Raw genomic sequence first — 22,258 nt, 5'->3', positions numbered from 1 at the left:
GATAGCATAAACTTACGTACACGATGAAAGATAGAGAGGTTTGATATGCAGAAAGTTTATACGATTGATCTAAGCATGTTGGTAGAACTTGATAAAGAAGAGATATACGATCTTCTTAAAGAAAAGCTCCATCTTCCTGATTATTGCGGCACTAATTTAGATGCTCTCTATGATGCGCTCACTGAGATGGGAGAGTGTGATATTAATATCATCGACTGCAGGAAAGATGATAATGAAGGTTCACGTGATGATAGCAGCAAGTCACCGGATAGTTCAAACACAGGATCTAAGTATAGCTATATAGATAAGATCAAAAAAGTATTTGAAGATGCATCTGAGCTTAATCCTGATATCAATCTCCATATCATTACCGGTAAGTATCTGTCCAGATATATAAGCCTTTATGACTATGAATATCAAAAAGGCAGGCATTATCTTAATGCAAGCAGAAGATCTCCCGAGCGCCTTGTATGTACCAAGTCTTCAGAAGAATTTAAAAATATGATTCCGGATGCAGTCAGCTGTCTTGTAATAATAGACAATGGCCTATATGATGAGCCAAGGCTCTTACTATCCAGAGAATACAGATATCCTACAGGGCAGTTCCTTTTAAGTGTTCCTGCAGGTTTGATAGATGCAGATGATGCTAAGTCTTATGATAGCAATAGTTCATCCTGCAAATGTAATGATGAAAAAGCTGTAGATACTTTTTCAAATATGACTCCTGCTATGAGGGCAGCAGTCAGAGAGATCAAGGAAGAAACCGGAATAGAACTTACAGACAAAGATATTATAAAAACTGTAAATCCGCTTGTATTCAGTACTCCCGGCATGACTGATGAAAGTAATGCTCTTGTATCTGTCATCATCAGGTCCGATATAGAAGGACAGCTCTCACAGGACGGTGCTGAAGGATCAGAACTCTTTGACGGATTTGAACTTCTTACCAAAGAAAAGGCAAGAGAGATCTTGAAAAATGGCGTTGATGACAACGGGATCTTCTACAGTGTATATACATGTATAGCTTTAATGTATTACGTATCCGACCTGTGGAAGGAGTAAAATAATCATAAATAATCGCATGTCGCGAGCAAAGCTAGTGTGCTGGCTCATTCATATTTGATCAAATCATAAATCCATGGGAGGAAAGATAATGGGAAGCGTATTTGAAGTAATCAAAGAAAGATCATCAACCAGAGGCTATACAGAAGAAAAGCTATCTGATGCAGAACTTAATGCTGTGATCGAAGCAGGTCTTCATGCACCTACAGCAACTAACAGACAGGAGCTTCACTTTACTGTAGTAAGTGGAGACAATCCGGTTCTTGCAGAGATAGAAGCAGAGAAGAATCTTCTTAGAAATCTTGATAAAGTAGAGCACAATTTCTATTACGAGGCGCCAACAGTTATTCTTATAAGTGCCGAGAAGGGATTTAGATGGAGCCACGTAGATGCAGGAATCGCTGTTGAGAATATGGCACTTGCAGCAACAGAACTTGGCCTTGGCAATCTCATCATTGGATGCATCTACGATGCTCTTCATGGTGACAAAAAAGACTATTTTGCCAAGAAGCTCTCACTTCCTGAAGGCTATGAATTCGAGATAGCTCTGGCAGTCGGTCACAAAGCAGTAACCAAAGAGCCTCACACATTTGATAAGGACAAGCAGGTAACAATACTTTAAGACATAGAAAAAGCGTCGGCAAAATGCTGACGCTTTTTCTATATCAATTTCAACTATTAAACAGACTCCATTCCTTGGAACACCCGTCCAAACGCTGTTCCAAGGAATGGAGTCTGTCCTTTACGATAAGGTTATAGTATCAGATAAGAGATGCAACACACTTCTTTACATCGTCCATAGAAGCTGTGGGCTCAAATCTTGCTACAACTTCGCCCTTGCGGTCAACGATGAACTTTGTGAAGTTCCATTTGATATTAGGATTTTTCTTGTAATCCTTGTCTATAGTCTTGAGCATTGCGCTCATAGCCAGTGCCTTTGCACCCTTACCAAATCCTTCAAAGCCCTTCTGGCTCTTGAGGTATTCATACAGAGGAAGCTGATTGTCACCGTTAACGTCAGACTTCTTCATCTGAGGGAACTGTGTGTTGTACTTAAGTGTGCAGAACTTATGGATCTCTTCATCAGAACCGGGTGTCTGTCCTGCAAACTGGTTACATGGAACATCTACAACTTCAAAACCCTTGTCATGAAACTCTTCATAGATACTCTCGATATCTTCATACTGAGGTGTGAATCCGCATCCGGTTGCGGTATTAACAACCATAACAACTTTGCCTTCAAAATCCTTCATAGAAACTTCTTCACCTTTGGTATTAGGTACACTGTAATCATAGAATCCCATTTTAATCTCCAATCTGCGGGATAGGCCCGCGCTATAATATTACGGCAGAATATATATCGGCATACTCTGTCAAAGGATCAATTATCATGATGCAATTATATTGCACGCAATATAAAATGTCAATATCATTTTTCCGATAATATTTTTAGTATAAATAACGCAGCTTTGTCCAGGTTTGAAGTCTGAAAATAATTCGCTCTGCAGCACGACAAATCTTTGCCATATACTACAGGTTCACTGTATAATATATATGCTTATATAGAGGAAATGATTTATGTCGAATTATATTGTTTTTGACCTTGAGTGGAATCAGGGTGAGACCGTAAGGGAGCAGGAACTTAAAGAGCTACCCTTCGAGATAATTGAAATAGGCGCAGTAAGGCTTAATGAAGACCGTGAAGTGACCGGAACTTTTTCAAAGCTTATACATCCAAAGGTCTATAAGACCATGCACCAGATAACCGGCAAGATCATCCATCTTACAATGGACGATCTTAAAGATGCGGATCCTTTTACTACAGTTATTGCTGACTTTCTTGAATGGTGCGGAGAAGATCCTATATTCTGCAGCTGGGGAACGCTTGACCTTCCGGAGCTTCAGCGCAACATGGATTATTATGATCTCGAGCCTTTGTCAGACGGGCCGATCGAGTTCATGGATGTTCAGAAGCTTTTTTCCCTGGCGTTTGAAGATGGTAAATCCAGAAGATCCCTTGAATATGGAATAGACTTCCTAAAGTTAAGTAAGGATCAGGCTTTCCATAGGGCATTGTCAGATGCAAGTTATACTGCAGAGATCTTTAAGGCGATTCCGGACAAATTTCTTCGCTATGTGTCTTTTGACAATTATGTGACTCCCAAGGATAAGCGCCAGGAGATCCACATAGTCTTTGACAATTACGCCAAGTATATATCAAGAGAATTCTCTGATAAGGAAGAACTTTTAAAAGATCCTGAGGTTATCAGTACCAGATGTTATCTGTGTCACAAGAATCTTCGCCGTAAGATCAGGTGGTTTTCACCAAATGGCAAGCACTATTATGCATTGTCCACATGTCCCAAGCACGGCTTTATGAAGTCCAAGATAAGGGTCAAAAAAGCTGAGGGTGGCGGCTGCTATGCTGTTAAGACCAGCAAATTTGTAGATGCCGACGGAGTGCAGGATATAAGGCAGAAGCAACTTAGAGCCAAGGCTCACTCAAGACGTGTCAAGAATAATGCTGAGAAGAAAAAAAGCGGCAAAGATCAGTAGATATTGATATAGAAGTTCGCTGCCCCAAAACACTTGTAAAAAAAGAAAGCCTGCGATTGCATCCGCATTTGTGTGGTTGCAATCGCAGGCTTTAATTTTATAACTACTATCTTTTTCGTGGCTTTTTATAAGTAAGCTTGTGCTGTTTTAAAAGTTTTTGTCTTCTTTTATATCTTCTCCTCTCCTTGGGATCGTTGCCTGCATAATGAAGGGACTGTATGAAAGCGTGCAGGTTGAGGACGAAGATTATACTTCCGGCTACAACAGATACGATTATGATTATGAGCTTCACGTTAACATAGATCGACTGATTAGGCGTTATCTTACTATCTGTTTTAGTATTTGAGAAAGAGAACGAAGTCTGGGAGCTGCCGGTAATGATCCTTGCAGTTCCTACGCTTACGCCGTTGTACAGGTAGTTCACGACTGCGATGGTTCCCGAAGGCTGACCTGTAACATCAGTCGATACTTCCGAAGTGCAGTCATCTATAGATGCTGTGATTGGAAGTATTATAGAGTCATCATCGTTCCACTGTATAACATTGCCTGAGTATCCGAAGATGTCATTATCTGAGGCAAAAAAACTCGTGTCTTCAGGAATGTAGTAATTATCAGTCTCTGCAACGTTTACTATTTGGAAATTATTGAAGCCGTAATCAAAGAGTGTTGCTGTATCTGTAAACTGATAAGGGGACTCTTCTTTTAGGACAACGCATACAAGTTTCATTCCATTGCGTGATGCGCAGGTTACAAGTGTCTCTCTGGCTTCATCGGTGTAACCGGTCTTGCCGCCAAGTATGCCGTCATAGGGTATCTCACCATTTATAAGTTTGTGCTTATTGGTTATATAAAAGTCGTCAGGCTGAGTATCAGTCGGTGTGAAGTGGTATCTTGCAGTATTGCCTATACTAGAAAGAAGCTCGTTTGAAAAAAAGGCACCGGCTATAAGCGCCAGGTCATGAGCGCTTGTATAATGGTCTTCATTAAAAAGACCGTTGGCATTAACAAAATGAGAATGAGTACACCCAAGTTCTTCAGCTCTTTTGTTCATAAGATCAGCAAAATCATCCAAAGATCCTGCAACATGTTCTGCTACTGCATTGGCACATTCATTTGCAGAACCGACCATGATTCCGTACAGACACTGCTCAAGAGTCATTGATTCTCCTGCATCTATTCCTATATTGGAACCATCTCTTGGAACAGAATGAACAGCATCATAAGAGAAGGTTACCATATCATTCATGTCTGCATTCTCTGCAGCAATAAGACAAGTGAGCATTTTTGTCGTACTTGCAGGATACAGCTCTTCGTCCATGTTTTTGGCATAGAGGATAGTACCTGTGTTGACTTCCATAAGTATGGCAGCCTGAGCTCCTATTGCCGGACCTTCCGGCCAGTTGTCAGTATTATTGGACTGGATCTCGAGCTTTTTGCGTTCTTCCATGGCAGCAGTATAATCGGGCGCCGCTGCTGCTTCTATATAGCATCCGGGCACAGACATAGAGAAAAACAGCAAAGCCGCTGCCACAAATAAGATGCTTTTTAGAGATGAAAAGAAAATATTTTTTTTATTATATCTATAAATATATTTATAAAAATCAGAAAACATTGCTCATCTGACCTTTCGCATTCGTAATATATTCTGTTCGTTTTGGTACATCCTTCATTATGGCTTAGAAAAAGCGCATATTGAGGATCCGTACAAATGTTTACGAACAGGTAATAATTTGTTTGTCAAATAAGTTTGACATATACTAGTAAAATTATACATAATAGTTGGTGAGTTTGAAAGTACACAAACATAATAAAAAGTAAGGAAATGTAATAAATATGCGACTTAGAAACATACCCGGAGCGCGTGAAAAAATAGCTGAAAATGAATGGTCCATCAAGGAACCTGAACAATATAAGGGAAAATGGAACGAAGTTTTTGGAAACGATAATCCTATAAGGATCGAAGTTGGAATGGGTAAGGGCCGTTTTATCATGACACTTGCTCAGATGAATCCTGATGTTAACTATATCGGAATCGAGAAATATTCAAGCGTAATGCTTAGAGGCCTTCAGAAGCAGGAAGAGCTCCAGCTTCCCAATATCCGTTTTATCAGAATGGAAGCCGAGGTTCTGACAGAGGTTTTTGGTAAGGGCGAGATCGACAGGATATATCTTAACTTCTCAGATCCATGGCCCAAGGACAGACATGCCAAGAGGCGTCTTCCTTCAAGAGAATTCCTTCACAGATATGATGAGATTTTGAAAAAAGACGGAGTTGTAGAATTCAAAACTGACAACACAGATCTTTTTGCATTTGCACTTGAAGAAGTAGAGCCTGCAGGATGGCATCTTGATCAGGTAACACATGATCTTCATAATGATCCTGTTATGAACGAAGGAAACGTTATGACAGAATATGAAGAGAAGTTTTCATCGATGGGTAATCCTATCTGCAAATATGTTGTAAGCAGGTAAGGAAATAATTAAAAAGTGTTTATTCTATTTTTTTATATGACATGTCGCTGGTGTACTGTCTTATTTGCATTTGATCATATATGAGCAAGTCAGCACCGGGAGTTATATATAAGGCCGATATCAGGTATAGGGGTGTCTGATGTTGGTTTGGGTAGAAGCTATATTGGGAGAGGAACAAGAGGACGATTATGGCAGAGAAGATTCTCAACATTAATGATTTTAAAAAAGATGAAGCCGGTATTGATAATAAGGCAGGTGTGCCATCAAAGACCGCACCACTAAGAACACCCTATGTTAGACCTGATGAAATGAATCCCGACGATATTCAGATTGAGGATCCTATGAATTTCCTGACATCTGAAGAGAAACAGGAATATATAAAGGCTCATCAGGAGACCATCCTTAGAAATAGAGCTGTCAATGAAGTAAGGCGTGAAGTTAATAACCAAAGGAATGCCCAGTATCAAAGGAAACAGGCTATTAATCAGGGCTCTTACAGTCAGGATCAAAGATTTTCTTATCCAAACGGTTATCAAAATGGTGGCCAGTCAGGATATAACGGAACCGGATATTCTGGCAGACCTTCTGATAATTATGATGAAAGTTATGATGATAACTATCAGGATGAATATTATGAAGATTATCAGGGTAGTTATGAAGATGGCTATGATAACGGCGGATACTATGAAGGTGATCAAGGCTACAACGATGGATATCAAGTCGGTCAGCAAGGCTATGACCAGGGATATGAAGATCAGATGTATCAGGACCGCGCTGATTATGAAGAATACGAAGAGGATATGGAAGGCGGCCAGGACAAGATGGCTGTTATCACCAAGATCCTTGCAGGTTTTACCGCTATTCTTATAATCGTGATTGCTATCATGTTCATATTTAATAAAGTCAATGACCCTGCAAATGAGAAGGAAGCCGGAGATGAATTTGCATATACAGGTGATAACACAGTAGCAGAGGAGTCTCAGGGGCAGTCTGAAACTAATACACAGGAGACTGTATCCGGAACAACCGTATATACTACCAATGGACTTAATCTTAGAACGTCCCCTGAGAAGACTGATACCAACAAGGCTATGTCAGTACAGGCCGGAACAGAGCTTACACTTGTAGGTGAAGAGAATGGCTGGGCCAAGGTTTACTACGAGGGCCAGTACTACTATTGTTCCAAGGATTATCTGTCAGAGACTAAGTAACTAAAGATTTGTGCTTGGATATACCGGCATCCCAAAAGCCTTTACAGGGGCGGGATGTATGTACAAGTGGGAAGTTTTTAATAATGTCAGAAAAATATTACACAGTAAGATACACAAAGAAAAAGGACAGAATCGTCAAAACTACAATAATAAATTAATCTTAACGTAAAACCGTTTTCTGGTGTATTTTGGAATATGCCCATATGCGCGGCTTTTTGAGTGCTTTTTGGTTAGGATTAATCAGAATAACATTTCAGCACTTTTATACATTGTCACTGATTGTGGAATAGAATATTATTAATGAGGACAGAAACGGAGGCAGCAGTTACTGCCTCTATTTCTATGCCAGAAGGCTTTAAATACAAGCATTTGTGACATTTCAAGCATGATTTCGCAGGCAAAGAAGAGTGATCGTATGAAGATAGGAATTTTTGATTCGGGTTTTGGAGGCCTTTCGGTATTACACGAGGCATACCATAGACTTGGCGCAACTGAATATCTTTTTTATGCAGATCTTGATCATGTTCCTTATGGTCTTAAGACTTCGGACCAGATCAAAGATTATGCAAGGCACATCACAAGATTCCTTATAGATAAGGGAGCAGATGCTATTGTCATAGCTTGTAATACTGCAACTGCCGTAGCTGTAGAGGATCTTAGAAGAGAGTTTTCTCTTCCTATTCTTGGTATGGAACCTGCTGTAAAACCTGCAGTGGAGGAGACTTCTTCCAAAAAGCGTATTCTTGTTATCGCTACTCCTGTGACTATAAGGGAGAAGAAGCTTTCACATCTTCTTGAGAGAGTTGATGAGGATCACAGAGTAGATCTTCTGGCTATGCCGCACCTTGTAACATTTGCAGAAAATGAGCAGTTTGAAGGTCCTGAAGTAGACGAGTATATCCACGAACAGTTTGCTTCTTTTGACTTGTCCAAATATCAGGCTCTTGTACTTGGGTGCACACATTTCAATTATTTCAAGCCTTCTTACAAGAAGGTTTTTGGTGACGATATCCATCTTATAGATGGTAATGTCGGTACTATAAGACATCTGGCCGATGTATGCGGCCTTGAATATAATGCCAGAGAGGCAGCCAGAGTTTCATTTTCAGATACGGATAGTATGCTTCATGATATAGAAACACAATATTTTGTGTCCGGTAATCCGATAACTGAAAAAAATCTACTAAATCATGTACTTCGCATGCATAATAGGCTGGAAGCGGTAAGAGACCTGTAAGGCAGATGCTTTTTATACATCAATCGTCTTAATTTTGTGCAATATTACACGGAATAAAGTTTCTCTAACCACTTGAAAATGCCCACATTTTGTATTAACATTTATGTGTAAACACAATATATAGTAATTAAGTATCAATTCACGATAGTTTTACTTATATATTTTCCAAAATTTTTCAAGTACAATTTATTTTTCCAAATAAATAAAATCTTAGATCTATGGTCTAAGTGATTATATCAGCATGAAGTGATCAGGCGGGTGTTTTGGAACCGTGATAGGGACTGGTTTGTCTTTTTTGCTGTGCATTAATAAAAAGGGACTAGGAGGGGCTCCATGAAAATCATTAAAAGAAGTGGCGAAGAGGTTATATTTGATGGTGGCAAGATAATTGCGGCTATTAAGAAGGCTAATCTCACTGTCACTGAGGATAAGCGTCTTTCTGATGAGGATATCATCCGCATTGAGAAAGAGGTTGAAGCTAAGTGCAATAATCTGACACGTGCAGCTAACGTTGAAGAGATCCAGGATCTTGTAGAGAACGCACTTATGGATGCCGGCAGCAATGATGTTGCACGTAAATACATAACATATCGTTATCAGCATGCTCTTATGCGTAAGTCCAATACAACTGATGATAAGATCATGTCACTTATCGAGTGCAATAACGAAGAGGTTAAGCAGGAGAATTCCAACAAGAATCCTACTGTTAACAGTGTTCAGCGTGACTATATGGCAGGCGAAGTAAGCCGCGATATCACAAGGCGTTTCCTTCTTCCTCCTGAAGTAGTCAAGGCTCATGAAGAGGGTATCATCCATTTCCATGATTCAGATTATTTTGCACAGCACATGCACAACTGCTGTCTGGTCAATCTTGAAGACATGTTGCAGAATGGTACCGTTATCTCTGAAACTCTTATCGAGCCTCCAAAGAGCTTCTCAACTGCATGTAATATCGCAACTCAGGCTATAGCCCAGATCGCAAGCTCCCAGTACGGTGGACAGTCGATCACACTTTCACATCTCGTGCCCTTCGTAGATGTAAGCCGTCAGAAATTCCGCAAGCAGGTTCGTATGGAACTTGAGCAGGCCGGTATTGAGGCTACAGACGAGAAGATTGACGAGATCGCTGAGATGCGTGTTCGTAAGGAGATCAAGGACGGTGTTCAGGAGATCCAGTATCAGGTTATCACTCTGATGACAACCAATGGTCAGGCTCCATTCATCACAGTATTCATGTATCTTGATGAGGTTCCGGAAGGACAGCTTCGTGACGACCTTGCAGCAGTTATCGAAGAGATGCTCAAACAGCGTATACAGGGAGTTAAGAACGAGAAGGGTGTTTATATCACTCCGGCTTTCCCTAAGCTTATATATGTTCTTGACGAAGATAATATAACTCCTGATTCCAAATACTGGCACATCACACAGCTTGCAGCCAAGTGCACAGCTAAGCGTATGGTACCTGATTATATATCCGCCAAGAAGATGCGTGAGTACAAAAACGGCGATGTATATCCTTGCATGGGATGCAGATCTTTCCTTACACCTGATACAGAGGGTCTTGGAGTAAATGGTGCCCACAAGTATTACGGACGTTTCAACCAGGGCGTTGTTACTTTAAATCTTGTTGATGTAGCCTGCTCTTCAGGCCGGGATGAGGATAAGTTCTGGAAGCTGATGGAAGAAAGAACTCAGCTGTGCTATGAAGCTCTTATGTGCAGACATAAAAGGCTCCTTGGAACTCCAAGTGATGTAGCTCCTATCCTCTGGCAGTTCGGCGCACTTGCAAGACTTAAAAAAGGCGAGACAATAGACAAGCTTCTTTTTGGTAACTACTCAACAATAAGCCTTGGCTATGCCGGTCTATATGAATGTACCAAGTTCATGAAGGGTGTATCTCATACAGATGCAGATGGCAAGGAGTTCGCGCTTAAGGTTATGCAGTTCCTCAATGATAAGTGCGCTAAGTGGAAAGAAGAGACCAATATCTCATTCTCACTTTATGGAACACCACTTGAATCAACAACTTATAAGTTTGCAAAGTGCCTCCAGAAGAGATTTGGAATGATCCCCGGAGTTACAGACAAGAACTATATTACCAACAGTTATCACGTACATGTAGCTGAGAAGATAGACGCCTTCTCTAAGCTCAAGTTCGAGTCAGAGTTCCAGGCATTATCACCCGGTGGAGCTATCAGCTATGTAGAAGTTCCTAATATGATGGATAACATCGATGCGGTTCTTTCTATCATGCAGTATATATACGAGAACATCATGTATGCAGAACTTAATACCAAGTCAGACTACTGTCAGTGCTGCGGTTATACCGGAGAGATCCAGATCGTCAATGACGAGGATGGTAAGCTTGTATGGGAGTGCCCTAACTGCGGCAACCGTAATCAGGACAAGATGAATGTTGCAAGACGTACCTGCGGCTACATCGGAACTCAGTACTGGAATCAGGGACGTACTCAGGAGATCAAGGAAAGAGTTCTGCATGTATCCAATGAAACATTAGTACCTGAAACAAAAGAGGCAGAAGAAACAGTTAACGTATAATAAGATCTTTGCAAAGATCTAAAAACTCTTTTTAAAAAAGAATACCCAAAACTGTGAATAAGTTATGATATTCACAGGTCAAAGGATTATTATCTCGTAACGAGTTGCGGTATACTCGGTATGGAAATAGTGGTATGGGGAGCATGAGGCCGGATTTAAGATCCGGCCTCATGTGCGTTAACAATAAAACTACGCGTAGCGTGAAGTTGAGTTTGAAAGTGTTCCACTTTCAAAACTAAATTGGTGCCTTTAGCTTCGCCAATTTGAACCATTAGTCACTCGCTTTGCTCGCGACATGAGGTTAAAATATGAACTACGGACAGATTATAAAAAATGATGTTGCCAATGGTATTGGATGCAGGACATCACTCTTTGTATCAGGATGTACTCATCACTGCAAAGGGTGCTTCAATGAGATGACCTGGGATTTTGAATACGGGCTTAAATTCACTAAGGATGTAGAAGATGACATCATAGAGTCCTTGAAGCCTGCATATATATCCGGTATCACGATCCTTGGCGGTGAACCTATGGAGATCAGGAATCAGGAGGTTCTAAGGCCTTTCATAGAAAGGATCAAGAAGGAAGTTCCAAAAGCAACTGTGTGGATCTATTCAGGTTATGTCTGGGAAGAGCTTACGGATCCAGATAATAAGAGGTGTCACGGCGTTTATACGGATGCAATCTTGTCAATGACAGATATTCTGGTTGATGGGGAGTTTGTACTTGCCAAAAAAGATATGATGCTTAGATTCAGAGGCTCAAGTAATCAAAGGATCATAGATGTACCCGCCACCCTCAAGGAAGGACAGATAGTAATGTCGGAGTATAATAAGTAGGCTGCTGCGCTGAGAAAGTTTCGCTTAAGTGCCGCAAAAATTTAGAGGATATTGCTACTGTTAGGGCAGAATATATAAAAGCATAGCTATAAGATTGTAAATATGTATGGTGCAATTAAAAGAGCATGTATGGTATGATAGTAACTGCTTACAGAAGCGAACGAGAATGCGCGTAAAATTGCGCAATGTAAGCGGTTACTTTAGCACATTGACTAATCGAAATAATATACATATATGCTTGCTAAATAGAGTGCGGGGGTGGCCATACTTCCCATTTGCTTTGGGAAGGCAAAATGTGAACCGGCAGCCTTGGCAGATATAATCCTCGAGCGTAATCCGGACGAGGAGTGTCCAGGGGCGTAGCCCCTACGACGAGAGACAAGGTAGATCGAGGATTATATCTGCTAAGGCTGTCTACGACAACATAGAACTTCCCAAAGCAAATGGGAAGTCTTCAACCAAAAAAGACTGGGGAGAGACTGATTATGGATAGAACTGAGACGATCAGCATGTTAAATGAATACGTGGATATGCTCATGGATAAGTCAGATGCAGAGCATCCTATGTGGAATATTGAGAAGATATTAAGCGGTAAGCCCAATAAATGGAACTATATAGATGGCTGCATGATCACAAGTCTTCTTAATCTATATGACATTAGTGGTGATAAGAAGTATCTGGATTTTGCAGATCGTTTCCTTGGATGGTTTGTAGAGGAAGACGGATCTATCAAGACTTATGACGTAGCAGAATACAATCTTGATAATATCAATAGTGCCACATGTCTTTTTAAATTATATGATCTTACAGGTAAAGAGAAGTATAGAAAGGCTATGGATACTGTAAGAGCGCAGCTTGAGACTATGCCAAGAACCAAAGAAGGAAACTTCTGGCACAAGAAGATATATCCATATCAGGTATGGCTTGACGGATTATATATGGCTCAGCCTTTTTATATGGAGTATGAGAGAAGATACGGATCTATTGAAGGCTGCGAGGATAGCTTCAAGCAGTTTCATAATGTAGAAAAACATATGAAGGATCCCAAAACGGGTCTTTATTATCACGGATACGATGAAAGCAGGCAGATGTACTGGGCAGACAAGGATACAGGCTGCAGTCCAAATTTCTGGCTTCGTGCGCTTGGATGGTTTGCAGCATCACTTGTTGATGTATGTGAGGCAGCGGGTGACGTACTACAAGAAGAGCAGGAATATCTACATGGGCTATTAAAGGATCTTGTAGAGGCTCTTACAAAATATCAGGATGAGAGCGGTCTGTTCTATGATATAGTGAATCTTCCGGATGATGAGAGGAATTATCTTGAGACTTCAGGAACAGCGCTTATATCATATGCGATACTTAAGGGTACAAGGCTTGGGTATATAGATGCCAGGTACAGAGAGTATGGTGTTAAGGCTTTTGACGGAATTGCTGCAAAGTACCTTGGAAGAAATGAAGATGGAACTCCAAAGCTTGGAGGTATCTGCCTTGTATCAGGACTTGGAGGAGCAAACCATAGAGATGGATCTTTGGAGTACTACTTCTCAGAGCCTGTAGTTGAGAATGAAGCAAAGGGTGTAGGTCCTTTTATCTACGCTTATACGGAGCTTATAAGAGAGTAAGACTATATATATTTGCGCATAACAAAAGAGACGATTTACATCGTCTCTTTTGTTAATACTTAATATTCTCGAAAACGGTGATCACATTCTCCGGTTCCTTATCATTCGATCCAGCAGTCACACCACCTTTTCTTGAGTTTGAACCTGATTCCCAATCCGAATGAAGCGAAAGCCATTCTTCTATGAATCGAGAATACGATCTGACATTTTGTGTGCAGGTCCAAGTGAAGCGCAAGCCACTTTTTCTCTGCTTATGTCGTTTCCGTTTGTATTAAGTAACTTTAATATACCATGTAGATTTAAAATTTTCAATCACTTTTTCAAAAAAAGTTATATTGTCTGTAAATTCAGACTTATTATGACAATATACTGTAAGTTCAAGAACTTTTAACTTTTATTCTCAATAATTAGTGCTGATCAGATAGACACTGCGCTATATATAGTATTTAAAATTGTCGGAAAATAGTAAAAACTGTCAGAAATCAAACCTGTATCTACATTATAAAAGCGAATTGTAGGTAGATAAGTATCATATGAGGTAGGTGTCAAAAGTTCCTTTTAACACCATATGACTTTATATGAAAATGATCGAAAGCTTTTCTGATGTCGTAAGAACAAAGAACCCCCACCGTATGGCAAGTACGGTGGGGTTCAGGTAGGAGATTTACAGACTATGTTTGTTGGCGATACGGATTGGCAAGATCCGTGCCCATAGGGGCTGTCGGCTAAGCTCTGAATGGTTAGCCATCGCTAACGATATTTATATTAGCATATGCTAACACGATATGCAAGCACTTTTTTAATTTTTTTCAAACATGCAAGATGACCCCTTTGGACAGAGGTATGGGACCGCTTTCGCCAAAATCCGGGTCACAAAATGGTCCTTTACTTCTATCCAAAGGGGTCATCCTGGAGAGGCGTCAGCCTTTTGCGTAGATTAAGGTGCCTTTGTGGCACTTGGGACATGTATCACCTTTGAGACATTTTAATCCGTTTTTGGAAGGTTCGAAATAGCAGCTGTTACATACAAGATCTTCCTGATCATAATAAGTGCTCTTTTTGGTGGAAGCGCCTGTGATACCTCCAACGATATTTTCCAGTTCTTTATCAGATAATGTATTCATAAGACCTTGCCTCCTTTTTGATTGTCATTATAACACATATTTATGTACAAAAAATAACAAGAAACGTAGATGAAGCGATAGCGAACCGAAGATCACTGCGGATAATTGATATATATCTTTCAGGCAGCAGAGCTTGTCATATTGTGATTGCCGCATAAACACAAGAGTTGATAGAATAGAGTTAGAGATTCTAACTTGGAGGGAGAAGGTATGAAGGCAGGATTTAGAAGATCATTGTCAACAGGGTTATCTATAGCACTACTGTCTTGTCTTTTGACAGGATGTGATAAGGCGCATGGATCAGAGGCTTTATCAGATAGTGCCGGCAGCAAGGATTTAGAACAAGACACATATATTACGGCGGAGGATGTTACAAGTATGGAGATTTCCAAGACAGTTAAACTGTCGCTTCAAAATGCACAGAAATTCAATGACACTAATAAAGACGGCTATGGTGAATTTCAGGGGTGGGGGACATCACTATGCTGGTGGGCCAACAGGGTAGGATATAGTGAAGAGTTAACCTTGCTTACAGCCGAGGCTTTTTTTGACAAGGAAAAAGGACTTGGTATGAATATCGGAAGATATAATGTGGGCGGAGGAGACGATGTGTGTAAGGGAGCTGTATCCAAAGATGCCAAGGAAGCAGATCCCTTCCTTCATCAGCAGCACATACAAAGGTCTGATTCTGCTGTTCCTGGGTACTGCACAGATGTTACGAAGATAGATCTTGAGAGTAATCCTGAGTCATATTATAAGGACAATTTCGACAGGGCGGATTTTGAATGCGGATATGCCTGGAATTATGACTGGGAGGCAGATGCTAACCAGATGAATGTATTAAAGGCGGCAGCAGATGCGGCAGGAGATGAGTTTATCGCAGAGGCTTTTTCCAATTCTCCGCCATATTTCATGACAGTCAGTGGATGTTCGTCAGGAGGAGTGGATCCGTCGGTGGACAATCTCAGAGAGGATTCCTACACAGCTTTTGCCGCGTATATGGCAGATGTCATAGAGCATTGGATGAAGGAAGGCGTAATTACCTTTCAGAGCGTCGATCCTATGAACGAGCCTGCTACAGATTATTGGAGCGCATACAGCCCTAAGCAGGAAGGGTGCCACTTCTCGCAGGGAGATTCTCAGTCCAGGATACTGACAGCGCTTAATGATGAGCTTAAAGCCAAAGGGATAGATATAATCATATGCGCAAGCGATGAGACAAGCATTGATGCAGCAGTTAATTCATATAATGCACTTTCGGATGATGCCAAGTCTGTTGTCACCAGGATAGATACACATTCTTATCAGGGGACTCAGTACAGCCTGTTAAAAGAAACTGCGCTGGAAGCAGGAGTTAATCTGTGGATGAGCGAAGTGGACGGAACATATACAATTGGTAATGAAGATACCAAAATGCAGGCGGCTCTTGGCTTCTCCGGTCAGATAATCAAGGATATAAATGGCCTTATGCCTACTGCCTGGATCATGTGGGATGCAGTTGATATCCATGTGGATACTGACAATATATATGACACCTGCACGATCAAAGAGGCAGAAGATATCGTATCAAAAGGTGTCCCTTTCTGGGGGATAGCTATAGCTGATCATGATAGTAAGGAGCTTTTGCTTAGCAAAAAATACTATGCCTTTGGCCAGTTCACTAGATATATAAGGCCAGGATACTGCATATTAGGAACAGATGATAAGGCCAATCAGGTAACAGCAGCATATAACCCGGAGGACGGAAGCATCGTTATAGTTGCTATGAATACAAGAGATGAGGATGTCAAATGGGAGATAGACCTATCTGAATTGAATATTAAAGATGATAATAGTATACAGATCATCAGAACAAGCGGCGATATGGAAAGTGGTGAGAACTGGGCTGATGTAACAGACAGTTCATATGCTCAGCTAAATGATGACAGAACTAAACTTACTATAGTTTTGAAAAACAGCAGTGTTACCACCTTTGTGATTGGGTGATAAAATGACGTTCAATATTGTACGAAAAGATGTTGCGAAGGCGCATGCGGTAACGTACAATAATATTAACGAAAATCCAATTACAGAGGGAGGTATCTTATGAGTGAGGAAATGACTTATGTAACAAGTAATAATCTTCAGGAAATGCAGGACTATTTAAAAGAACATGTAGACGACTACTCACTCAGAGATATGGCTGATCGCTTTGCCATGTCCCAGACCAATCTCCAGACCCATTTTATGGATGAGTACGGTATGTCTATCTATAGCTATCTAAGGACTTTATCTGATGATGGTAAATGATAATATGTATACTAAAACTATATTTAATTATTTGCTCTGATCACTTGGATGATCCTGTATTATATAATCTATGTGATAAGATCGGTTAAGCGAATATATTATTTAAATGTAACTTTGAAGTATAATGATATCAGCAGGAGCAGATTTGTATCTGCTCCTTTTCTTTAAAAGCAGCATATGACGTAAGGGTCAAAAGGAACTTTTGACACCTGCCTCAGTATATATAAAAGATATAGGTTTCATGCACGAAGGTATCAATAAGTAGGCATAGTAATGAGAATCAGTAAAGAAGTAGAGATAAAAATATATCATAACAATAAGTCCGTGAAAGTACTTCATGCCCCAAGAGGCAAGAAGCTTTTGGATCTTCTAAGAGACAATGATATTCGTATAAGTTGTCCTTGTTCGGGATCCGGAACCTGTGGTAAATGCAAAGTACAGTTTCTTAATGATGGAGTTCGTATTACTACAGCTGATCTAAAGCATATACCAAAAGAAGACTTAGAAAGAGGATATCGTCTTGCCTGCATGAGCATTCTCACAGAAGATGCCAGGATAGCTATCCAAGACTATAACGAGGACAATATCGTATGTCCTGAAAGCACATCATCTGAAAATGAAGTGATCAAAGTCGCCAATCCTGATATCGCTGTATCACCGGATATTAGAGCATATTCGGAAGATTCAGATAATATCAGCAAGACGGATTTTTTCTATGGAATAGGTATAGATCTTGGAACTACAACTATAGCCGTATCACTTATAAAGCTTCCGGATTCTGAAATCGAAAGTAGAGGTGTTAATACAGATGTAAGTAAGCTGAACCCAAATCGGTGCCGCGAGCTTCACCAATTTGAACCATTAGCCACTTTCTTTGCTCGTGACAAGGGGTTAAAAAATGGAAATTCATCAATATTTGCACCCGGCTCAGGATTTACAGAAGATTCCTGGTCCCACAATATCGTACATGTTGTAACAGGAACCAATCATCAGAGAAGCTACGGAACAGATGTAATATCAAGGATCAAGGCATCTAAAGAAAAGGGTAAAAGACTAAAGGAGTTAGTAGTAAGCGATATAGAAGATCTCATACAAAAGCTTCTGACACAGACAGGATGCAGTTATTCCAGAATAAAAAGAATAGCAATTGCAGGAAATACTACAATGCTGCATCTTCTAAGAGGATATAACTGTGAGAGACTTGGAGTATATCCCTATACACCTGTAAATCTTGATATAGAAGATCTGAAAGCAGGGGATATTTTTCCAAAACTAGAAGATAATATTTCCAATATACCTGTGACTATCCTTCCGGGGTTTAGCGCTTTTGTGGGAGCAGACATATTATCAGGTCTTTATGCTACAAGACCATGGAAAATGGATCATGAATATATTTTTCTGGATCTTGGTACCAACGGAGAGATGGCTGCAGGTTTTGGGGACAAGATATATGTAACATCTACTGCAGCAGGGCCTGTATTTGAAGGTAATGGCATACGTTACGGAATACCGGGTATCCCAGGCGCTATAAAAGGGGCAGAGTTTGCAGGCGGGAAGCTCAAAGTTACAACAATAGAAGACGCACCTCCTATAGGAATCTGCGGAACGGGCGTGCTTGAGATAATCAGTGCCCTTGTAAGAGAGGGTCTTGTGGATGAGACAGGACTTTTGTCTGAAGAGTATTTTGATAATGGCTACCCTGTCAGTAGGGATGAAGGCGGAACAGGCATCGTCATAACCCAAAACGATATAAGACAGGTGCAGATGGCCAAGGCAGCAGTTAATGTAGGTCTTGATCTTTTGTATGAAAAAATAAGATCTCTGGATGATCAATTCCCTTCTTCTAAAGAAAGATTAGCAAGGAATAAAGATAAAGCAGGTAAGCCTTATGTTATAATATCAGGCGGATTTGGAGCAGGTATTTCTTTTGACAGGATCAAAGAACTTAAGATGTTCCCGGCAAGTATCACTGATAATGGTGATAACATATATATAGCCGGCAATACATCGCTTCTTGGCACTGCGAGGTACTTGTGCATAGCATCTTTATATGGTACAAAGATAGCTCGGGAAGAATTATGTATGATACAAAGGATGGCAAAAGAGATAGAACTGTCACAAGATGACAGCTTTAGCGACAGATATTATGAAGCGATGAACTTTTAAAATGTAAGATCATATATGAGATATTTTATTCGAGATATCTTATTTGAGCAGCATCTGATCATTGCGAAAAAGATGCAAAGTTTCCATGAATTGATGCGATAATTAACTTTTTGACGGAGGTTAGACTATGGACTGTGATACATGTGCATATTATGAATATGATGAAGAAGATGAATCCTACAGCTGCAGTGTAAATCTTGATGAGGACGAGATGTACCACTTCCTTACAAGACGCACCAAGAAATGCCCATATTGGCGCAGCAACGATGAGTATGGCGTAGTAAGACACCAGATCTGATATTTGTTTTTTTATAGTCTGGGGCTCGACGCACATTTCTAATGATCAAAGCTTTTTTATCGAACTTTAAGAAATTGTCGATTGCAGTTTAATTGCACTTAATCCAAATAACTTTTATAATTCAGTATGGGGAAGATTTTAATAAAGCGAGGATATAACCTTAATGGATAACGAAAACAATAACGAACGAAAAGATAAGGGCAGCGGTAACTCATCCGGCAACAGACAAAGCCTTCTGATGCTCCTTTTGGCAGCGCTTGTATGTATGTTTGTGGTGTCTTATCTGACCAATGCTCTTAGCAGTGCTTCAACTATCGAGATCAGATATGACCAGTTCATAGAGATGCTTGATAATAAGCAGATAGAATCTGTAGTCATTGAGTCTGACAAGATCACCATCACACCCAATGAAGATGGAATCATAGCTTATAACAAGAATAACAAAAAAGAAGAGACAGCAACTCCCGATACCAAGTTCTATACCGGTATAGTAACGGATTTTGAACTTCAGCAGAAGCTTGAAGATGCAGGTATCGAGTATACATCCACAGTTCCGGATTCAAGGAGCTACATTATCTCACTTATATTGTCATATGTACTACCTGTAGTGATCTTATGGATACTTCTTGGGTTCCTCTTTAGGCGTATGTCCAAGGGAGCAGGCGGTATCTTCAATGTAGGTAAGTCCAATGCCAAGGTATATGTTCAGAAAGAAACCGGAGTTACCTTCAAGGATGTAGCAGGTGAAGATGAAGCTAAAGAGTCACTTGTAGAAGTCGTAGACTTCCTTCATAACCCGGGCAAATATGTCAAGATCGGAGCTAAACTTCCTAAGGGAGCACTTCTTGTAGGACCTCCCGGAACAGGTAAGACACTTCTTGCCAAGGCTGTTGCAGGTGAAGCACATGTTCCTTTCTATTCACTTGCTGGTTCTGACTTTATAGAGCTGTATGTCGGCGTTGGTGCAAGCCGTGTAAGAGACCTCTTTGCAGAAGCTAATAAGAACGCACCTTGTATCATCTTCATCGATGAGATCGATGCTATAGGTCGTAGCCGTGATTCCAAGTTTGGAGGCGGCAATGAAGAAAGAGAACAGACACTCAACCAGCTCCTTTCCGAGATGGACGGTTTTGATTCAAGTAAAGGTGTTCTCATACTAGGTGCTACCAACAGACCTGAGATACTTGATAAAGCGCTCCTTCGTCCGGGCCGTTTTGACAGAAGAATCATCGTTGATAAGCCTGATCTTAAGGGCCGAGTAGAGATCCTCAAGGTTCACTCCAAGGATGTCAAGATGGATGAAACTGTAGATCTTGAAGAGGTTGCACTTGCAACAAGCGGCGCTGTCGGTTCTGACCTTGCCAATATGATCAATGAAGCAGCCATCAACGCTGTTAAAGGTAAGCGCGATTACGTATCCCAGAAAGACCTCATGGAAGCTGTAGAACAGGTTCTTGTAGGTAAGGAGAAAAAAGACAGAATCCTCTCCAAGGAAGAGCGTAAGCTCGTATCTTATCATGAAGTGGGACATGCACTTATCAGTGCTGTTCAGAAAAATACAGAGCCTGTACAGAAGATCACTATCGTGCCACGTACCATGGGTGCTCTTGGATATGTAATGCAGGTTCCTGAAGAAGAGAAGTTCTTAAGTACCAAAGATGAAATGCATGATGATATAGTTGTGGCTCTGGGCGGACGTGCTGCAGAAGAGGTTATCTTCAACACAGTTACAACCGGTGCTCAGAACGATATAGAGAAGGCTACAGAGCTTGCAAGATCCATGATCACTATGTACGGAATGAGTGATAAGTTCGGACTTATGCAGCTTGAATCCATTCAGAACAGATATCTTGACGGCCGCAAAGAACTCAACTGCTCAGACCAGACAGCAGCTGACGTTGATAAGGAAGTTATGAAAGTTCTTGCTTCCTGCTACGAAGAAGCTAAGGAGATAATAAAGGCGCACCTGACAACTATGGATCGCCTGGCAGAGCATCTTATCAGCAAAGAAACCATTTCAGGTAAGGAGTTCATGAGAATCTACCGTGAGGTAGAAGGTCTCTCAGAACCTACCGAAGAAGAGAAGAATCAGTCAAGACTCAGAATATATGCAACAAGACCGGAATCAGCAAGAGTTGGAGAAAGCAGCGCAGAAAGTGATAATGCAGCAAGCAATAACTCTTCGATGCAGTCTTTAGGAGGACTTGGATCTGAAGCTTCTAATGAATCCAAGAAGCCAAGTGCTATAGATCTTCTTTCATCAAGAAAGACATCATCTGATATAGCCGCAGAAAAGCCTAAGACCAAGAGCTCATTTGACGAAGCCATGAATGATGCTCATAACTGGATGAGCGGACAGTCATCTTATAGCAGTAATAATGACCAGACAAGCGAAAGTCAGGATACATCTAAAGATGCTGATACGTTACCTTCAAGTGATGGTCAGGCGATTGCAGATACAGACTATGTTCAAAGGCCAAGCACCCTTTACGGCAGTGATGCCAACAAAGGCAAGGATGATAAGAAAAATGAGCCTGATCCTATGGATATCCTGACAAGGCAGGGAGGATTTGACTCAGCAAGAGACAGTAGATACATCTGGGCTAACCAGCCTGAGAACCTGTGGTCTAATGAGAAGAAGGATGATAGTGAAGATTCTTCCAAGCAGTCAGGCGGAAGATTCTCACATGTTCCGGATGACTTTGATTCCAGATCAGATAAGTCTGATGAAGGTTCTGACAACTAAAGTTATATTTTAAAATGAAATAAAAGCACCGAAGATAAATAGTGCATCTGCATTACAGTTTGAAAGATAATTAG

Annotated in this window: 17 protein-coding genes; 14 read left to right on the top strand and 3 right to left on the bottom strand. The window is 40.7% G+C overall.

The features are described from left to right. Positions 1-45 precede the first annotated feature (45 nt). Together BMX21_RS12625 and BMX21_RS12620 are read left to right on the top strand one after the other, a co-directional pair. Positions 46-1,062: a barstar family protein gene (locus BMX21_RS12625; RefSeq protein ID WP_022753346.1), complete on the top strand. Its 1,017-nt coding sequence runs from the start codon at positions 46-48 to the stop codon at positions 1,060-1,062. A gap of 91 nt (positions 1,063-1,153) precedes the next feature. Continuing rightward, the gene (locus tag BMX21_RS12620; protein WP_022753347.1) at positions 1,154-1,684 is read left to right on the top strand and encodes a nitroreductase family protein; all 531 of its coding nucleotides are present in this window, start codon (positions 1,154-1,156) and stop codon (positions 1,682-1,684) included. A gap of 139 nt (positions 1,685-1,823) precedes the next feature. Here BMX21_RS12620 and BMX21_RS12615 read toward each other — a convergent pair whose 3' ends face one another. Further along, positions 1,824-2,366 (bottom strand): glutathione peroxidase, encoded by a 543-nt coding sequence (locus BMX21_RS12615; RefSeq protein WP_092044899.1) that lies wholly within the window; start codon positions 2,364-2,366, stop codon positions 1,824-1,826. Positions 2,367-2,640: 274 nt separating this feature from the next. Here BMX21_RS12615 and BMX21_RS12610 point away from each other — a divergent pair, with 274 nt between their 5' ends. Continuing rightward, complete coding sequence (locus BMX21_RS12610; RefSeq protein ID WP_022753349.1) at positions 2,641-3,618, top strand: 3'-5' exonuclease; 978 nt, start codon at positions 2,641-2,643, stop codon at positions 3,616-3,618. A gap of 106 nt (positions 3,619-3,724) precedes the next feature. Here BMX21_RS12610 and BMX21_RS12605 read toward each other — a convergent pair whose 3' ends face one another. Next, positions 3,725-5,149 (bottom strand): D-alanyl-D-alanine carboxypeptidase family protein, encoded by a 1,425-nt coding sequence (locus BMX21_RS12605; RefSeq protein ID WP_242952920.1) that lies wholly within the window; start codon positions 5,147-5,149, stop codon positions 3,725-3,727. Between the two features lie 302 nt (positions 5,150-5,451). On the opposite strand from BMX21_RS12605, the gene trmB reads away from it, so the two are divergent. From trmB to BMX21_RS12575, 6 genes are all read left to right on the top strand, one after another. Next, complete coding sequence (trmB, locus tag BMX21_RS12600; RefSeq protein WP_022755279.1) at positions 5,452-6,090, top strand: tRNA (guanosine(46)-N7)-methyltransferase TrmB; 639 nt, start codon at positions 5,452-5,454, stop codon at positions 6,088-6,090. A 188-nt stretch (positions 6,091-6,278) separates the two neighbouring features. Continuing rightward, positions 6,279-7,301, top strand: coding sequence for an SH3 domain-containing protein (locus tag BMX21_RS12595; protein WP_022755280.1), 1,023 nt, complete (start codon positions 6,279-6,281; stop codon positions 7,299-7,301). Positions 7,302-7,716: 415 nt separating this feature from the next. Then, entirely contained in the window at positions 7,717-8,538 is an 822-nt protein-coding gene (gene murI / locus BMX21_RS12590) for a glutamate racemase (protein ID WP_027203680.1), read from the top strand. Positions 8,539-8,871: 333 nt separating this feature from the next. Further along, positions 8,872-11,097, top strand: a complete 2,226-nt coding sequence (nrdD, locus tag BMX21_RS12585; RefSeq protein WP_092044896.1) for an anaerobic ribonucleoside-triphosphate reductase — start codon at positions 8,872-8,874, stop codon at positions 11,095-11,097. Positions 11,098-11,405: 308 nt separating this feature from the next. Continuing rightward, positions 11,406-11,936, top strand: a complete 531-nt coding sequence (gene nrdG / locus BMX21_RS12580) for an anaerobic ribonucleoside-triphosphate reductase activating protein (RefSeq protein WP_022755283.1) — start codon at positions 11,406-11,408, stop codon at positions 11,934-11,936. Positions 11,937-12,421: 485 nt separating this feature from the next. Further along, entirely contained in the window at positions 12,422-13,561 is a 1,140-nt protein-coding gene (locus BMX21_RS12575; protein ID WP_092044893.1) for a glycoside hydrolase family 88/105 protein, read from the top strand. A gap of 920 nt (positions 13,562-14,481) precedes the next feature. Here the strand turns inward: BMX21_RS12575 and BMX21_RS12570 are convergent. Beyond that, a complete protein-coding gene (locus BMX21_RS12570) occupies positions 14,482-14,685 on the bottom strand; it encodes a bacteriocin (protein ID WP_027203677.1) in 204 nt (67 codons plus the stop codon). Positions 14,686-14,895: 210 nt separating this feature from the next. On the opposite strand from BMX21_RS12570, the gene BMX21_RS12565 reads away from it, so the two are divergent. The 5 genes from BMX21_RS12565 (at position 14,896) to ftsH (ending at position 22,184) form a co-directional block, all read left to right on the top strand. After that, a complete protein-coding gene (locus tag BMX21_RS12565; RefSeq protein WP_092044891.1) occupies positions 14,896-16,671 on the top strand; it encodes a glycoside hydrolase in 1,776 nt (591 codons plus the stop codon). Between the two features lie 99 nt (positions 16,672-16,770). Continuing rightward, positions 16,771-16,974 carry an AraC family transcriptional regulator gene (locus tag BMX21_RS12560; RefSeq protein WP_022755287.1) on the top strand — a complete coding sequence of 68 codons (204 nt, stop codon included), beginning with the start codon at positions 16,771-16,773 and terminating at the stop codon, positions 16,972-16,974. A 273-nt stretch (positions 16,975-17,247) separates the two neighbouring features. Continuing rightward, entirely contained in the window at positions 17,248-19,140 is a 1,893-nt protein-coding gene (locus BMX21_RS12555; RefSeq protein ID WP_092044888.1) for an ASKHA domain-containing protein, read from the top strand. 127 nt (positions 19,141-19,267) lie between these two features. Next, on the top strand, positions 19,268-19,438 hold the full coding sequence (locus BMX21_RS19405) for a DUF6472 family protein (protein WP_022755289.1): 171 nt from the start codon (positions 19,268-19,270) through the stop codon (positions 19,436-19,438). 163 nt (positions 19,439-19,601) lie between these two features. Continuing rightward, positions 19,602-22,184, top strand: coding sequence for an ATP-dependent zinc metalloprotease FtsH (gene ftsH / locus BMX21_RS12550; RefSeq protein ID WP_092044885.1), 2,583 nt, complete (start codon positions 19,602-19,604; stop codon positions 22,182-22,184). Positions 22,185-22,258 lie beyond the last annotated feature (74 nt).

Source organism: Butyrivibrio sp. TB (assembly GCF_900110805.1).
GTDB lineage: Bacteria > Bacillota > Clostridia > Lachnospirales > Lachnospiraceae > Butyrivibrio > Butyrivibrio fibrisolvens_C.
Note: the sequence above shows the minus strand (reverse complement) of the source record. Positions and strands in the feature narration are given on the sequence as shown.

Coding starts and splice junctions, on each gene's coding strand:
- BMX21_RS12625 (WP_022753346.1), top strand. CDS start 46: ATGCAGAAAGTTTATACGATTGATCTAAGCATGTTGGTAGAACTTGAT.
- BMX21_RS12620 (WP_022753347.1), top strand. CDS start 1,154: ATGGGAAGCGTATTTGAAGTAATCAAAGAAAGATCATCAACCAGAGGC.
- BMX21_RS12615 (WP_092044899.1), bottom strand. CDS start 2,366: ATGGGATTCTATGATTACAGTGTACCTAATACCAAAGGTGAAGAAGTT.
- BMX21_RS12610 (WP_022753349.1), top strand. CDS start 2,641: ATGTCGAATTATATTGTTTTTGACCTTGAGTGGAATCAGGGTGAGACC.
- trmB (WP_022755279.1), top strand. CDS start 5,452: ATGCGACTTAGAAACATACCCGGAGCGCGTGAAAAAATAGCTGAAAAT.
- BMX21_RS12595 (WP_022755280.1), top strand. CDS start 6,279: ATGGCAGAGAAGATTCTCAACATTAATGATTTTAAAAAAGATGAAGCC.
- murI (WP_027203680.1), top strand. CDS start 7,717: ATGAAGATAGGAATTTTTGATTCGGGTTTTGGAGGCCTTTCGGTATTA.
- nrdD (WP_092044896.1), top strand. CDS start 8,872: ATGAAAATCATTAAAAGAAGTGGCGAAGAGGTTATATTTGATGGTGGC.
- nrdG (WP_022755283.1), top strand. CDS start 11,406: ATGAACTACGGACAGATTATAAAAAATGATGTTGCCAATGGTATTGGA.
- BMX21_RS12575 (WP_092044893.1), top strand. CDS start 12,422: ATGGATAGAACTGAGACGATCAGCATGTTAAATGAATACGTGGATATG.
- BMX21_RS12570 (WP_027203677.1), bottom strand. CDS start 14,685: ATGAATACATTATCTGATAAAGAACTGGAAAATATCGTTGGAGGTATC.
- BMX21_RS12565 (WP_092044891.1), top strand. CDS start 14,896: ATGAAGGCAGGATTTAGAAGATCATTGTCAACAGGGTTATCTATAGCA.
- BMX21_RS12560 (WP_022755287.1), top strand. CDS start 16,771: ATGAGTGAGGAAATGACTTATGTAACAAGTAATAATCTTCAGGAAATG.
- BMX21_RS12555 (WP_092044888.1), top strand. CDS start 17,248: ATGAGAATCAGTAAAGAAGTAGAGATAAAAATATATCATAACAATAAG.
- BMX21_RS19405 (WP_022755289.1), top strand. CDS start 19,268: ATGGACTGTGATACATGTGCATATTATGAATATGATGAAGAAGATGAA.
- ftsH (WP_092044885.1), top strand. CDS start 19,602: ATGGATAACGAAAACAATAACGAACGAAAAGATAAGGGCAGCGGTAAC.